The organism is Diaminobutyricimonas aerilata, assembly GCF_002797715.1.
GTDB lineage: Bacteria > Actinomycetota > Actinomycetes > Actinomycetales > Microbacteriaceae > Diaminobutyricimonas > Diaminobutyricimonas aerilata.
Genome location: NZ_PGFF01000001.1, coordinates 631,868 through 646,337 on the forward strand (window position 1 = coordinate 631,868; position 14,470 = coordinate 646,337).

13 protein-coding genes and 1 tRNA gene are annotated in these 14,470 nt (G+C 71.1%); 10 read left to right on the forward strand and 4 right to left on the reverse strand.

Features of this window, described 5'->3' with window-relative positions; genetic code table 11:
- Positions 1-15: 15 nt before the first annotated feature.
- Complete coding sequence (gene yicI, locus CLV46_RS03125) at positions 16-2,355, forward strand: alpha-xylosidase (protein ID WP_100363434.1); 2,340 nt, start codon at positions 16-18, stop codon at positions 2,353-2,355.
- Between the two features lie 279 nt (positions 2,356-2,634).
- Positions 2,635-3,864: a multidrug effflux MFS transporter gene (locus CLV46_RS03130; protein WP_100363435.1), complete on the forward strand. Its 1,230-nt coding sequence runs from the start codon at positions 2,635-2,637 to the stop codon at positions 3,862-3,864.
- 34 nt (positions 3,865-3,898) lie between these two features.
- Here the strand turns inward: CLV46_RS03130 and CLV46_RS03135 are convergent, their stop codons facing one another.
- Together CLV46_RS03135 and CLV46_RS03140 are read right to left on the reverse strand one after the other, a co-directional pair.
- Positions 3,899-4,402, reverse strand: coding sequence for an SRPBCC family protein (locus CLV46_RS03135; RefSeq protein WP_100363436.1), 504 nt, complete (start codon positions 4,400-4,402; stop codon positions 3,899-3,901).
- On the reverse strand, positions 4,399-4,749 hold the full coding sequence (locus tag CLV46_RS03140; protein WP_100363437.1) for an ArsR/SmtB family transcription factor: 351 nt from the start codon (positions 4,747-4,749) through the stop codon (positions 4,399-4,401). The genes CLV46_RS03135 and CLV46_RS03140 overlap by 4 nt, the downstream gene beginning before the upstream one ends.
- Positions 4,750-4,930: 181 nt before the next feature.
- Between CLV46_RS03140 and CLV46_RS03145 the strand changes: the two genes are divergently transcribed.
- From CLV46_RS03145 to CLV46_RS03170, 6 genes are all read left to right on the forward strand, one after another.
- Complete coding sequence (locus tag CLV46_RS03145; protein ID WP_100363438.1) at positions 4,931-5,917, forward strand: SDR family oxidoreductase; 987 nt, start codon at positions 4,931-4,933, stop codon at positions 5,915-5,917.
- Between the two features lie 20 nt (positions 5,918-5,937).
- Positions 5,938-7,218 (forward strand): saccharopine dehydrogenase family protein, encoded by a 1,281-nt coding sequence (locus CLV46_RS03150; protein WP_100363439.1) that lies wholly within the window; start codon positions 5,938-5,940, stop codon positions 7,216-7,218.
- A gap of 112 nt (positions 7,219-7,330) precedes the next feature.
- Entirely contained in the window at positions 7,331-7,576 is a 246-nt protein-coding gene (locus CLV46_RS03155; RefSeq protein WP_100363440.1) for a BatC protein, read from the forward strand.
- Positions 7,573-8,811, forward strand: a complete 1,239-nt coding sequence (locus CLV46_RS03160) for a cupin domain-containing protein (RefSeq protein ID WP_100363441.1) — start codon at positions 7,573-7,575, stop codon at positions 8,809-8,811. Before CLV46_RS03155 ends, CLV46_RS03160 begins: the two co-directional genes overlap by 4 nt.
- Positions 8,808-9,737, forward strand: coding sequence for a ferredoxin family protein (locus CLV46_RS03165; RefSeq protein WP_100363442.1), 930 nt, complete (start codon positions 8,808-8,810; stop codon positions 9,735-9,737). The genes CLV46_RS03160 and CLV46_RS03165 overlap by 4 nt, the downstream gene beginning before the upstream one ends.
- Complete coding sequence (locus tag CLV46_RS03170; protein ID WP_100363443.1) at positions 9,734-10,348, forward strand: GNAT family N-acetyltransferase; 615 nt, start codon at positions 9,734-9,736, stop codon at positions 10,346-10,348. The genes CLV46_RS03165 and CLV46_RS03170 overlap by 4 nt, the downstream gene beginning before the upstream one ends.
- 3 nt (positions 10,349-10,351) lie before the next feature.
- Here the strand turns inward: CLV46_RS03170 and CLV46_RS03175 are convergent, their stop codons facing one another.
- Together CLV46_RS03175 and CLV46_RS03180 are read right to left on the reverse strand one after the other, a co-directional pair.
- The gene (locus CLV46_RS03175; RefSeq protein ID WP_100363444.1) at positions 10,352-10,978 is read right to left on the reverse strand and encodes a hypothetical protein; all 627 of its coding nucleotides are present in this window, start codon (positions 10,976-10,978) and stop codon (positions 10,352-10,354) included.
- Positions 10,979-11,023: 45 nt separating this feature from the next.
- Positions 11,024-11,111 (reverse strand) — tRNA-Ser (locus CLV46_RS03180).
- A 118-nt stretch (positions 11,112-11,229) separates the two neighbouring features.
- On the opposite strand from CLV46_RS03180, the gene pta reads away from it, so the two are divergent.
- Positions 11,230-13,338 (forward strand): phosphate acetyltransferase, encoded by a 2,109-nt coding sequence (pta, locus tag CLV46_RS03185; protein WP_100363445.1) that lies wholly within the window; start codon positions 11,230-11,232, stop codon positions 13,336-13,338.
- Positions 13,335-14,465 carry an acetate/propionate family kinase gene (locus CLV46_RS03190; protein WP_100363446.1) on the forward strand — a complete coding sequence of 377 codons (1,131 nt, stop codon included), beginning with the start codon at positions 13,335-13,337 and terminating at the stop codon, positions 14,463-14,465. Before pta ends, CLV46_RS03190 begins: the two co-directional genes overlap by 4 nt.
- The last annotated feature ends 5 nt before the right edge of the window (positions 14,466-14,470 follow it).

Genomic DNA, 14,470 nt, shown 5'->3' on the forward strand with positions numbered 1-14,470 from the left:
TCCGGAAAGGCATCCATGAAGTTCACCGACGGGTTCTGGCAGCTCCGCCCCGGGGTCACCGCGCTCTACGCGCAGGAGGTCCGGGCGATCGAGCAGCGGGGGGACAGCCTCGTCATCACCGCTCCGACGAAGAAGATCGAGTCGCGCGGCGACACGCTCAACCGCCCCGTGCTGACGGTCACGCTGAACTCGCCGCTGCCCGGCGTGATCGGTGTCAAGGTCGAGCACTTCCAGGGCGGGCATGACCGCCTCGGCTTCGACCTCGTCGGCGCCGCGGAGGGTTCCGGCGAGATCGAGATCACGGAGGCGGGGGCGACACTCACGAGCGGCTCCCTCACCGCTCGGGTCACCCCGGGCGCCCCGTGGAACCTCACCTTCGAGTCCGGCGGCCGCGTGCTCACGAGCAGCGGGCACAAGTCCGTCGGCTACATGCAGCTCGCCCCCGACGCGCAGGTCGACGGCGGCCCGATCGGCAACGCCCGCATGTCGACCCCCGGCGGGCCGGCGACGACCTACATGCACGAGCAGCTCTCACTCGGCGTGGGGGAGTACGTCTACGGACTCGGCGAACGGTTCGGCCCGCTCATCAAGAACGGGCAGACGGTCGACGTCTGGAACGCCGACGGCGGCACCTCGAGCGAGCAGGCGTACAAGAACGTGCCGTTCTACCTCACCAACCGCGGCTACGGCGTGCTCGTCGACCACCCCGGTCACGTGTCGTTCGAGGTCGGGTCGGAGACGGTCGAGCGCGTGCAGTTCTCGACGCCGGGCGAGTCGATCCAGTACTACGTGATCGACGGCGAGGGCACTCCCAAGGGCGTGCTCGAGCGGTACACCGCGCTCACCGGCCGTCCGGCGACCGTACCGGCGTGGTCGTACGGCCTGTGGCTCTCGACGAGCTTCACGACCGACTACGACGAGGCGACCGTCACCGGCTTCATCGAGGGGATGGCCGAGCGCGACATCCCGCTCAGCGTCTTCCACTTCGACTGCTTCTGGATGCGCGAGTTCAACTGGTGCGACTTCGAGTGGGACCCGGCGGTGTTCCCCGACCCCGAGGGCATGCTCGCGCGCCTGCACGAGCGCGACCTGCGCGTGTGCGTGTGGATCAACCCGTACATCGGTCAGCGCTCGCCGCTCTTCGCCGAGGCGAAGGACGCCGGCTACCTCGTCACGAACCCCGACGGTTCCGTCTGGCAGTGGGACCTGTGGCAGGCCGGCATGGGACTCGTCGACTTCACGAACCCGGATGCGACGGCCTGGTATCAGGGCAAGCTGCGGGCCCTCATCGACCAGGGTGTCGACGCCTTCAAGACGGACTTCGGCGAGCGCATCCCGCTCGGGGTCGACTACTTCGACGGTTCCGACCCGGAGCCGATGCACAACTGGTACACCCAGCTGTACAACAAGGCGGTCTTCGAGGTGCTCGAAGAGGCCCGCGGCAAGGGTGAGGCGGTGCTCTTCGCCCGCTCCGCGACGACCGGCGGCCAGCAGATGCCCGTGCACTGGGGTGGCGACAACACCTCGAGCTACGAGTCGATGGCCGAGTCGCTGCGCGGCGGCCTCTCGCTCGCCTTCAGCGGCTTCGGCTACTGGAGCCACGACATCGGCGGATTCGAGGGAAAGCCGGACTCCGGCGTGTTCAAGCGCTGGGCCGCGTTCGGGCTGCTCTCGAGCCACAGCCGGCTGCACGGCTCGAGCTCGTACCGCGTGCCGTGGATCTTCGACGAGGGCGACGAGGCGCCGGGCCAGTCGGCCGTCGAGGTGACGCGGGCGTTCACGAAGCTCAAGTTGCGGCTCATGCCGTACCTCTACGCCGCCGGCGCGGAGGCGGCCGCATCCGGAACCCCCGTGATGCGTCCGATGCAGCTCGAATTCCCGGGCGACCCCGCGGTCGATCACCTCGACCGCCAGTACCTGCTCGGACCGGACCTGCTCGTGGCTCCGGTGTTCAGCGCGACGGGTGAGGTCACCTTCTATCTGCCGCACGGCACCTGGACGAACTGGTTCACCGGCGAGCAGGTCGCCGGGGGCGCGTGGCGCACCGAGACGCACGGGTTCGACACCGTGCCGCTCTATGTGCGCGAGGGCGCCGTGCTGCCGATCGGCGCACGCGACGACCGTGCCGACTACGACTACCTCGACGGGCTCACCCTCGAGGTGTACCCGGGTGGAGGTGACCGCGAGGTCACCGTCACCGCGCCCGACGGCACGACCGCGGTCTACCGCGTCGAGCGCACGGAAGGGTCGGTGCGCGTCAGCTCCGACGCGACCGCGCCGTTCTCCGTGCGGCTGCGCGGCCGCGACGCGGTCGCGGCCGCCGACGGAGTCGCCCAGCTCTCGCTGGTCGAGTAGGCGCGGCGGAGCCCGCCGTTTCGAGACCGGTCGCGCGGCCGATCCCTTTCGACGGGCTCAGGGAACGTCACGTTCGCTGAGCCTGTCGAAGCCGGTCGTGCGGCCGATCCCTTTCGACGGGCTCCCGGAACGGAGTCCTGGGCATCCGCATCATTCGACAACCGAATGCCAGCCAGAGCCCAGGCGATGCGGGAACGGGGGAGGCCCGTCGTTAGGCTGGAAACTCCGCGCCCCGACGACGCTGCGCTCGCCCCACCTCCCTCGTTCCAAGGATCTTCTGTGACCACCGTCGTCCATCCGGGTGACTCGCTGACCGGCCGTCAGCGCCTCGTCTACGTGCTCGTGCTCGGCGCGCTCACCGCGCTCGGCCCGTTCACGATCGACCTCTACCTGCCGGCGTTCCCGGCACTCGAGGCCGACCTCGACGTGTCGGCGGCCGCCATCCAGCTCACCCTGACCGCGACCACCATCGGGTTCGCCGTCGGGCAGCTGCTCGTCGGGCCGTGGAGCGACAAGGTCGGGCGACGCACGCCGCTCATCATCGCGACCGCCGTGCACATCCTCGCGAGCTTCGGCGCGGCGCTCGCCCCCGACTTCGGCTGGCTCGCCGTGTTCCGCGTGCTGCAGGGGGTCGGCACCGCCGCGGGCGGCGTCGTCGCGATGGCGATGGTGCGCGACCTGTTCGGCGGATACCCGCTCGTGCGGATGCTCTCGCGACTCGCGCTCGTGAACGGACTCGCGCCCATCCTCGCGCCGGTCATCGGATCGCAGCTGCTGCAGGTGGTGGACTGGCGCGGCATCTTCGTCTTCCTCGCCGCCTACGGCGTGCTCGTGATCATCGCGGCGATGTTCCTCATCGTCGAGACCCTGCCGCCGTCGCGGCGGGTCGATCCCGGGCATTCGACGGCGCGGCAGCGGTACAAGGCGCTCTTCTCCGACCGCGTGTTCGTGGGCGTGGCGATCGTCGCCGGCATGAACTTCTCCGGGCTGTTCGCCTACCTCTCCTCGTCGTCGTTCCTCTTCCAGGACGTCTACGGACTCAACGCGCAGGAGTACGGCCTCCTGTTCGGCATCAACTCCGTCGGGGTCGTCGCCGGCGTGCAGATCTCGTCGCGGCTGGCGAAGTTCTTCGGCCCGCAGTGGATCATCGCGGCTGCGACCGTCGTGCAGTTGCTCGCCGCGATCGCGATCGTGCTGCTCGATCAGGCGGGCGCAGGACTGATCGGCATCATGGTGCCGCTGTGGTTCTTCATCCTCTCGTGCGGATTCTGCTTCCCGTGCGTGCAGGTGCTCGCGCTCGTCAACCACGGCAAGGAGGCCGGCACCGCCGCGTCCGTGCTGGGTGCCGTCAACTTCGGACTCGCCGGGCTCATCTCGCCCGTCGTCGGCCTGTTCGACATCGTCGACGCGGTGCCGATGGGCGGCGTGATGATCTGCACGACCCTCGTGTCGATCGCCGCGCTGTGGTTCATCGTGCGTCCCCGCACGGTGCCCGCACTGAGCCGCTGACGAGCCCGATCGACGAGGGACGCGGCGCCGGCGGTCACGCGAGCGCCGCGTAGTACTCCTTCAGCGCAGGGTAGTAGTCGTCGAAGGCGATCGCGTCGACGTCGTGGCCCTCGATCGCGGCGGTCAGGCGGTCCAGGTAGTACTCCCATCCGGGCCCGACGTTCGACATGTCGTCGTCGGCGAGCAGCTGGGCGAAGGTGAGCGTGGTCATCCCCTCCTCCGGCGAGTGCTCGAGCTCGAACCGGAGGTGCCAGTGCTGCTCCCCGACCGCCGTGTCCGCGGCGAAGCGCCGGGGAGGGTCGCACTCCCGGATGACGTACTCCTCCGGCTCGACGTCCTCGCCCTCGGCGGTCATGAAGAACGAGATCCGGCCGGTGCGCGGGTCGCCCTCCCAGCGGCCGATCCAGCGCTCCAGCCGGTCCGATTCGGTGAGGGCGGCCCAGACGGCTTCGGGAGCGGCGCGGTAGCGGCGCGTGAGGCGCACCTCTCGGCCGCGGGGTCCGTCGCCGACCGTGCCGGTGGGGCGGGGCGTGCTCATGCGATCTCCTCTTCATCGGGGCGTGCAGTGGCGTGGTCGCGCACCGTGCGGCGCACCTCGAGCTCGAGCGCATCCAGCGCGGATGCGGCGACTGGCGGGCGTCGCAGCGCCGCGCAGAACGCCTCGACCGTGTCGAGCGACTCGGGCCGCAGGCGGTAGCGCCGGTGGCGGCCCTCGGCCGTCACTGCGACGAGTCCCGACTCGAGCAACACCCGCAGGTGCCGGCTCACGGCGGGACGGCTGATCGGCTCGCCGGCGGCCAGTTCTCCCGCCGTGAGCGGCCCGACCGCGAGCGCCGTGAGCAGGCGCCTGCGCACCGGGTCGGCCAAGCCGTCGAACGCGTCCACGGCAAAAGCGTAACCGTTAGGTTACGCTTTGTCGAGAGCGTCCCGGCGAAGACGTCGGGAAGAGGTGCTCGCCCGGCAAACCTGAACGGCAGGTCGGGACGTGGCGACCACCGGTCCGGGGCTCGGGGTCGGAGGCTAGAGTCGATCCGCACGCCAGGGTGCAGGATCCGGGAGGAACTCCATGTCAGCTCTACGCGTGCTCTTCATCGGCGGCAACGGCATCATCAGCTCGGCGTCGAGCGCCCTCGCCGTCGAGCGCGGCTACGACCTCACGCTGCTCAACCGCGGTCAGAGCTCGACCCGCCCGCCCATCGAGGGTGCGCGGCACGTCACCGGCGACGCGACCGACCCGTCGTCGATCGCCGACGCGATCGGCGGCGAGGACTTCGACGTCGTGGTCAACTTCCGCTCCTTCACCCCGGAGCAGGCGCGCGCCGACGTGCAGCTGTTCTCCGGCCGCACCGCGCAATACGTCTACATCTCGTCGGCCTCCGCGTACCAGAAGCCCGTGGCGAGACTGCCGATCACGGAGTCGACGCCGCTGCGCAACCCCTACTGGCAGTACTCCCGCGACAAGATCGCGAGCGAGGACGTGCTCACCGCCGCCTACCGCGACTCCGGATTCCCCGCCACGATCGTGCGTCCGTCGCACACCTACGACCGCACCAGCATCCCGATCGTCGGCGACTGGACGGCGATCGACCGGATGCGGCGGGGCAAGCCCGTCGTCGTGCCCGGCGACGGCACCAGCCTCTGGACGCTCACCCACACCCGTGACTTCGCCGTCGCCTTCGTGGGACTGCTCGGCAACGAGCGGGCCGTCGGCGAGGCGTTCCACATCACCTCGGACGAGGCGCTCACCTGGAACCAGATCACGCACATCCTCGCCTCCGCGGCCGGGGTGCAGGCGGAGCTCGTGCACATCGCGAGCGACGCGATCGCCCGGGAGCTGCCCGACCTCGGTCCGGGGCTCGTCGGCGACAAGGCGAACTCGGTCATCTTCGACAACAGCAAGGTGAAGTCGCTCGTGCCCGAGTACACGGCCACGATCCCGTACTGGAAGGGCGCCCGCGAGGTGCTCGAGTGGTTCGACGCCGACGAGTCCCGCCGGGTCGTCGACCACGAACTGGATGCGGCGTTCGACCGGCTCGTCGAGCGGCACGCGTGACCCGGCGCTAACGTGAGGCCATGAGAATCCTGCTCGTGGGTGCCGGCGGAGTGGGTGACGCGATCGCGAAGATCGCGGCGCGCCGCTCCTTCTTCGAGACGATCGTCGTGAGCGACTACGACCCCGGGCGCGCCGAGCGCACGATCGCCTGGATCGAGGCCAAGCACGGCCCGCAGGGCGGCCGCTTCGTCGCGGCCCGGATCGACGCCTCCGACCCGGATGCGGTCGCCGCGGTCGCGCGGGAGCACGGCATCACGCACGTGATGAACGCGGTCGAGCCGAAGTTCGTGCCGACGGTGTTCGCCGGGGCGCTCGCAGCGGGTGCCCACTACCTCGACATGGCGATGAGTCTCAGCGAGCCGCATCCGACCGACCCGCATCGCGAGCCCGGCGTCAAGCTCGGCGACGACCAGTTCGCCCAGGCTCCCGACTGGGAGAAGGCCGGGCGGCTGGCTCTCGTCGGCATGGGCGTCGAGCCCGGCCTCAGCGACGTCTTCGCGCGGTACGCCGTCGACCACCTGTTCAGCGAGGTCGACGAGCTCGGCACGCGCGACGGCGCGAACCTGGTCGTGCGCGACGAGGCGGGCAACGAGCTCTTCGCCCCGAGCTTCAGCATCTGGACGACCATCGAGGAGTGCCTCAACCCGCCCGTCGTGTGGGAGAAGGAGCGCGGCTGGTACACGACCGAGCCGTTCTCCGAGCCCGAGGTCTTCCACTTCCCGGAGGGGATCGGCCCGGTCGAGTGCGTCAACGTCGAGCACGAGGAGGTGCTGCTCATGCCGCGGGTGCTCGACGCCAAGCGCGTCACCTTCAAGTACGGCCTGGGTGAGGAGTTCATCGGCATCCTCAAGACCCTGCACCGGCTCGGGCTCGACTCGACCACGCCGCTCACCGTCCGTTCGGGCGCCGGTCCCGTCGAGGTCGCTCCGCGCGACGTCGTCGCGGCGGCGCTGCCCGACCCCGCCACGATCGGCCCGCGGATGACCGGCAAGACGTGCGCCGGCGTCTGGGTGACCGGCACCGGCGTCGACGGAAACCGCCGCGAGGTGTACCTCTACCACGTGAGCGACAACGAATGGACGATGGCCGAATACGAGAGCCAGTGCGTCGTCTGGCAGACCGCGCTCAACCCCGTCATCGCGCTCGAACTGCTCGCGGCCGGCACCTGGTCCGGCGTCGGGGTGATGGGACCGGAGGCCTTCGACGCCGAGCCGTTCCTCGAGCTCATGGCACGGCCGGAGGTCGAGGGCGGCTACGGGCAGAAGTGGGGCCTCGAGGACCGGCTCGCGACGACCGCGTGAACGACCGTGCCGCACATCGGGGAATGGTGGGAATCCGCTGCTCGGCCGGAGCGTGCGGCGTAGCCTGAGCACGGGTCGGGATCCCGGCCCACGACACGTCCGGAGGGTTTACATGAGCATCGGTGACGGCGACATCACGACGAGCAACGACGGGGCCGACGAGGGCGTGGCCGACGGCGGCGCCAACGCCGAAGGTCACGACGGCGGGGCCGACGGCTCGGCCGGTGAAGGCGTGGCCGACGGCGGCGCCAACGCGGAAGGTCACGACGGCGGAGCCGACGGCTCCGCGGGCGACGGCGTGGCCGACGGCGGCGCGAACACGCAGGGCCACGACGGCGGAGCAGACGGTTCCGCTTGAGCGGATCGGTCGAGCGCGGGCCGGAATCCCGGCCCGCGCTTTCACGCCTGCTCACCGGACCCCTCGACCGGTTCGCTGAGGAGACCTGGGGGCGCCGCGCCCTGCTGTCGACCGCGGACGAGCTCGGCGGCACGTTCGAGGACCTCTTCTCGAGCGCCGACGTCGACGAGCTACTGAGCGAGCGCGCACTGCGCACCCCCTTCGTCCGGATGGCGCGCGAAGGCGCGGTGCTGCCCGCCGTGGACTACACGGGCTCCGGGGGCTTCGGAGCCGAGGTGTCGGACCAACTCGACCCCGCCAAAGTCCTCGCCCGCTTCGCCGACGGCGCCACGATCGTGCTGCAGGGGCTGCACCGCACCTGGCCCCCGCTCGTCGAGTTCACCCGTCGGCTCACCGAAGAGCTCGGGCACCCGTGTCAGGTGAACGCGTACATCACGCCCGCCTCGTCGCGCGGATTCGATCCGCACTACGACGTGCACGACGTCTTCGTGGTGCAGATCGCCGGCGAGAAGCACTGGACCATCCACGAACCGGTGCACCCGAACCCGCTGCGCAGCCAACCCTGGACCGACCACCGGGCGGCGGTCGCCGCGCGCGCGGCCGAACCGCCGGCACTCGACGAGACATTCCGGCCGGGCGACGTGCTCTACCTGCCGCGCGGCTGGATCCACTCCGCCACCGCGCTCGGCGGCACCTCGATCCACCTCACGATCGGGGTGGCCGCGTACACGCGCCTCGACGCGCTCGAACGGCTGTTGCGCGCCGCGTCGTCGTCCGAGCGCGTGCGCGCCGCCCTGCCGATGGGCGCCGATCTCCGCGATCCGGTCGCGCTGCGGACCATGCTGACCGAGCTGGTCTCCGACGTCACGGCCGCCGTCGACCTCGACGACGCCTCGGCGGCCCTCGCCGACCACTTCTCGCGCCGGCTCTCCGACGCCACACGGCCCGAGCCGGTGCGTCCCCTCGCCACCGTCGAGGCGCTGTCGTCGCTCGAGCCGACCACCCGGGTCGGGCTCCGGGCGGGACTCGCCGCCCGCGTCGAACGGGCCGGCCCCGCGGTGCGGATCTCGGCGCGGGGCACGACGCTGTCCATGCCGGTCGAGGCGGCGGAGGCGCTCGAGCACCTGGTCGGGGGAGGGGTCGCGGAGGCGGGCAGCCTCCCCGGGCTCGACGAGTCCTCGTCGCTCGTGGTGACCAGGCGCCTGTTGCGTGAAGCGATCCTGGTCGTGCGATGACCGCCCGCGCCCTCCCCGCGATCGGATGGGAGCCGTGCAGCGACCGGTCCGTCGAACGCGGCGATCCGCTCGCCGGCACCGGAGGTTTCGGCGCACGGTGGTTCCTCGTCGAACTCGACGGCGCGTGGGGCACGCAGGCGATCCTGCAGTCGAGACTCGATCCCCACCTGGCGCGCCGGTTCATCACCCGCGTGGAGGGCGCGCGGATGCGTCCGCTCGCGATCCGGCGCACCGGGCGTCGCGCCGACGAACGACGTCGGCAGACGGTGTACCGCTGGGCGATCGTCGACTCCCGTCCCGGCTCCGAGTCGGTCGTGTGGGGATCGGTGACCGATCCCGCGGAACTGCTCGACGTGCCGCTCGACGGGTCGACGGGGGAGCCGTCGACCGAGCCGGTGATCTGCGTCTGCACCCACGCCCGCCACGACCAGTGCTGTGCGGTGAAGGGGCGCCCGGTCGTCGCCGCTCTTGCGAAGGCCTTCCCGAAGCACACGTGGGAGTGCTCCCACCTCGGCGGCGACCGGTTCGCCGCCACCATGATCGTGCTGCCGCACGGCCTCTACTTCGGGCGGGTGGATGCGCACGATGCGGCGGGGATCGTGGAGCGTTATCGTGACGGCGTGATCGACGAGCGGTACTTCCGCGGACGCAGCTCCCTCACCAACGTCGTGCAGGCCGCGCAGTCCTTCGCCCGTGCCGCGACCGGCGACGCCCGCATCGACGCCCTCCCGCCCTTGCGCGAGACGCGCCACGAATCGGGCTGGACGGTCGAGCTCGACGCCGACGGCTCGGTCGCGACCGTCGAGCTCACGGCCGAGCTCTCCGAGCCGCTGCTGAGCATGTGCTCGGCCACCCGGGCGGTGCCGGTGCGGCAGTTCGCCCTCGCCGCGCCGGTCGAGCTGACCCCGTCGGCGGTGAACGGATGACCCGCGATCAGGAGGGTGCCCCCGCGAACGCTGACCGCATCCGCCCGTACCGGCCGGAGGATCGCGCGGCCGTCTACGACGTGTGCGTGCGCACCGCCGACATCGGGGCGGATGCGCGCGGCCGGTTCGCGAGCGACGATCTGCCCGGGGACATCTGGGCCGGCCCGTACGTCGACCTCGAGCCCGAGTCGGCGTTCGTGGTCGAGCAGGACGGCGCCGTCGTCGGCTACGTGATCGCGGCGGCCGACACCCGCGCCTTCGTCGAACGCTGGCGCACCGAATGGTTGCCGTACTTCGCGGAGAGGTACGAGCGCAACGACGACACGGCGGCCGGGTTCCGGCCGGAGCGCATGCTCATTCCGGAGCTCGACGAGTTCCCCGCGCACCTGCACATCGACCTGCTGCCCGAAGCGCAGGGCCGCGGTTGGGGTCGTGCCCTCATCCGCCGGCTGCTCGCGGAACTGCGGGAGCGCGGCGTGCCGGGCGTGCACCTCGGGGTGCACCCCGACAACAGCGGCGCGATCGCGTTCTACCGCAGACTCGGGTTCACGCCGCTGCCGTCGGAGCCGAACGGCACGCTGCTGGGCATCCGCACCGACGCGGAGATCTGAGCGTCAGCGCAGCGCGAGCGGAACGCCGACGGCGTTCATGAGGAACGCGACCACCGCGACCGAGACGAGCAGGGCGGCCGCGATGAGAACGACGCGCAACCACGGGCGACCGTCGAACCAGTAGGCGCTCCCGGGGAAACGCGCGAAGAACTCCTTCTCGCTGATCGCCTCGTCGTCGGTCTCGACGGGAGCGCCGGTCGCCGCGGCGAGTCGTCGCAGGTCGTCGGCGTGCCAGTAGTGTCCGCGCAGACGGAACAGGCAGCGGTCGCCCTCGTCGACGGCGGTCCACTGCGTGGTCGTGTCGCTCGCGCCGGGCGAGTACACCTGCGTCAGCACGACCCGGCGGATGTCCGCCAGGGGCACCCGCACGACGGGGCTGTAGATGCCGTTGCCGTGGAGCACCCCGCCGCTCACGGCCGCGTAGACGCGCAACTGCAGCAGATACGAGACCACGCACACGGCGGTGACGACCAGCTGCACGGCGAGCACCGAGGTCCATCCGCCGGCGCTCGCGCTGTACCAGTACAGGGCACCGAAGATCGGCACGCTCGCGGCGGCGAAGGTGATGAGCGACGTGCGCAGGAGCGATCGGCGGGGCCGGATGTGCACCACGGTCGTGGACTCGTCCATGCAGTCACCCCGGTCTGCTGCAGCGTGATGCCCGGCCCATCACAATGGCGGAGGATGGGGGATTCGAACCCCCGAGGGCTTTCACCCAACACGCTTTCCAAGCGTGCGCCATAGGCCACTAGGCGAATCCTCCTGGCGGGTCCCCGCCCGGTACGGCTTGACGATGACCTCCTGAGATCATAACGGGTCGCGCCGCGGGTGCCGTGCGCCCCTGCCAGCACCCGTTCATCCGCTCGTGTCTAGGCTGGGCTGTGGCCACCAGCATCTACATCACGTCGGCCGAAGGGCACTCCGGAAAATCCACCGTCGCCCTCGGTGTGCTCGAGACCCTGAGCCGTTCGATCGGCACCGTGGGCGTGTTCCGCCCCATCGCCCGATCGAGCGAGGAACGCGATTACGTGCTCGAGCTGCTGCTCGCGCACGACAGCGTCGACCTGGACTACGACGACTGCATCGGCACCACCTACGAGCAGGTGCACGCCGACCCGGAGGCCGCACTCGGCGAGATCGTCGCCCGGTTCTCCGCCGTCGCCCGCCGCTGCGAAGTGGTCGTCGTGATCGGCTCCGACTTCACGGATGTCGGCACGCCCACCGAGCTGTCGTTCAACGCGCGCGTCGCCGCGAACCTGGGTTCGCCCGTGCTGCTCGTGCTCGGCGGGCGCCGGGCGGAGGGCGTCGGACCGCGCACGCCGGATGAGCTGCGTCAGGTCGCCGAGGTGACGACCGCCGAGCTGCGCGCCGAGCACGCGGCGTTGCTCGGGGTGGTCGTCAACCGTGCCGATCCGGATGCCCTCGACGAGTCGGTCGCGGCCGTCACGACCGCGGTCGCCGCACACGACGCCGAGGCTCCGGTGTGGGCGATCCCCGAGGACCCGTATCTCGTCGCGCCGACGATGCGCGCCGTGCTCGAGACCACCGAGGCGACCCTCTGGCGCGGCGACCCCGAACTGCTCGAACGCGCCGCCCTCGGCGTGGTCGTCGCGGCGATGTCGCTCGAGAACGTGCTGCCGCGCCTGCTCGAGGGCGCCGTCGTCGTCGTGCCGGGGGATCGTTCCGACGTGCTCGTCGGCACGCTGCTCGCACACGCATCCGGCACCTTCCCGTCGCTGTCGGGCATCCTGCTCAACGGCGGGTTCCCGACCGCACCGGCGGTCGAGCGGCTCATCGAAGGGCTCGCCGGGTCGCTGCCGATCGCCCGCACGGCGTTCGGCACGTACGAGACCGCCCTGCGCGTGACGCAGACCCGCGGCCGGCTCGCCGCCGATTCGCCCCGCAAGTACGACACGGCACTCGCGCTGTTCGAACGCCACGTCGACGGGTCGCGCCTCGGCGAGCGACTTCAGCTCGCGCCGTCCGGCGTGGTGACCCCGCTCATGTTCGAGCACCGCCTGCTCGATCGGGCCCGCTCCGACCGCAAGCACATCGTGCTCCCCGAGGGCGGCGACGACCGCATCCTGCGCGCCGCACACGCGCTGCTCCAGCGCGAGGTCGCCGACCTGACCATCCTCGGCGACGAGCAGGCGGTGCGGGCGCGGGCATCCGAGCTCGGCCTCGACCTCTCCGCCGCCCGGATCGTGAGCCCCTTCGACCCGGAGCTGCGCCAGCGCTTCGCGGACGAGTACGCGCGGCTGCGCGCCCACAAGGGCGTCTCACCGCAGCTCGCCTTCGACACGGTCACCGACGTCTCGTACTTCGGCACGATGATGGTGCACCTCGGGCTCGCCGACGGCATGGTCTCCGGAGCGCAGCACACCACCGCCCACACCATCCGCCCCGCGTTCGAGATCATCAAGACCCGACCGGAGGTCTCGGTCGTGTCGAGCGTGTTCCTGATGGCGCTCGCCGACCGGGTGCTCGTCTACGGCGACTGCGCCGTCATCCCCGAGCCCACGGTGGAGCAGCTCGCCGACATCGCCATCTCGTCGGCGACGACGGCGAGCGGATTCGGCATCGACCCCCGCGTGGCCATGCTGAGCTACTCGACGGGTGAGTCCGGATCGGGAGCCGACGTCGAGAAGGTGCGCGAGGCGACCGGACTCGTGCGCGAGCGCCGACCCGACCTGCTCGTCGAGGGCCCGATCCAGTACGACGCCGCCGCCGACCCGACCGTCGCGAGCGCGAAGCTGCCGGGCAGCGAGGTCGCCGGGCGGGCGACGGTGTTCGTGTTCCCCGACCTGAACACGGGCAACAACACCTACAAGGCCGTGCAGCGCAGCGCGGGCGCCGTGGCCATCGGACCGGTGCTGCAGGGGCTCAACAAGCCGATCAACGACCTCTCGCGCGGAGCGCTCGTGCGCGACATCGTCAACACCGTCGCGATCACCGCCATCCAGGCGCAGACGATGGGAGCGGCGTCATGAGCCGGGTGTTCGTGCTCAACACGGGGTCGTCGTCGATCAAGTACCAGGTGATCGAGACCACGACGGGCGAGTCGCTCGCCCGCGGCTCCCTCGAACGCATCGGCGAAGCCGGATCCGCCGTCGCCGATCACGCCGACGGCGTCCGCGGCATCCTCGCCGACCTCGGCGACACCACGCAGATCGCCGCCGTCGGCCACCGGGTCGTGCACGGCGGCTCCCGGTTCACGACCGCCACCCCGATCGACGACTCCGTCGAGCGCGCCATCGACGAGCTCTCGCCGCTCGCGCCGCTGCACAACCCCGCGAACCTGCTCGGCATCCGGGCCGCGCGCGCCGCGCTGCCCGAGGTGCCGCACGTCGCCGTGTTCGACACCGCGTTCCACGCGACCCTCCCACCGGAGGCGTACACGTACGCGATCGATCGCGACCTCGCCCGCGAACACGACGTGCGCCGCTACGGATTCCACGGCACCTCGCACAAGTACGTCTCGGAGCGGGCCGCGGCGTTCCTCGGCCGGCCGTTGGGCTCGCTGCGCACGATCGTGCTCCACCTCGGCAACGGCGCGTCGATGACGGCCGTGCAGGGCGGCCGCAGCATCGACACGTCGATGGGGCTGACGCCGCTGCAGGGGCTCGTCATGGGCACCCGATCCGGCGACCTCGATCCCGCGGTGCTCCCGTACTTGAACCGTGTGGCCGGGCTGGGCATCGCCGAACTCGACGACCTGCTCAACCGGCGCAGCGGTCTGCTCGGCATGACCGGCACGGGCGACATGCGCGACGTGCAGCGCGCCGCGAGCGACGGCGACGAGGCGGCGCTGACGGCGCTCGCCGTCTGGCGCCACCGCATCCGCCATTACCTCGGCGCCTACATCGTGGCGCTCGGCGGACTCGACGCGATCGTCTTCACCGCCGGGGTCGGCGAGAACAACGCCCTCCTCCGCCGGCGCACGCTCGCCGGGCTCGAGTTCCTCGGCATCCGCATCGACGACGACCGCAACGAACTCGACTCGCGCGACGAACGGCGCATCTCGGCCGCCGGCTCCCCCGTCGAGGTGCTCGTCATCCCCACGAACGAGGAGCTCGAGATCGCGCGGCAGAGCGCCGCCGCGGTCGGCATGCGCTGACGGTC

Bases quoted from the DNA above. Each gene is read 5' to 3' on its own strand.
- yicI (WP_100363434.1), top strand. From the start codon at position 16: ATGAAGTTCACCGACGGGTTCTGGCAGCTCCGCCCCGGGGTCACCGCG.
- CLV46_RS03135 (WP_100363436.1), bottom strand. From the start codon at position 4,402: ATGAGCACGCCCCGCCCCACCGGCACGGTCGGCGACGGACCCCGCGGC.
- CLV46_RS03145 (WP_100363438.1), top strand. From the start codon at position 4,931: ATGTCAGCTCTACGCGTGCTCTTCATCGGCGGCAACGGCATCATCAGC.
- CLV46_RS03150 (WP_100363439.1), top strand. From the start codon at position 5,938: ATGAGAATCCTGCTCGTGGGTGCCGGCGGAGTGGGTGACGCGATCGCG.
- CLV46_RS03155 (WP_100363440.1), top strand. From the start codon at position 7,331: ATGAGCATCGGTGACGGCGACATCACGACGAGCAACGACGGGGCCGAC.
- CLV46_RS03165 (WP_100363442.1), top strand. From the start codon at position 8,808: ATGACCGCCCGCGCCCTCCCCGCGATCGGATGGGAGCCGTGCAGCGAC.
- CLV46_RS03170 (WP_100363443.1), top strand. From the start codon at position 9,734: ATGACCCGCGATCAGGAGGGTGCCCCCGCGAACGCTGACCGCATCCGC.
- CLV46_RS03175 (WP_100363444.1), bottom strand. From the start codon at position 10,978: ATGGACGAGTCCACGACCGTGGTGCACATCCGGCCCCGCCGATCGCTC.
- CLV46_RS03190 (WP_100363446.1), top strand. From the start codon at position 13,335: ATGAGCCGGGTGTTCGTGCTCAACACGGGGTCGTCGTCGATCAAGTAC.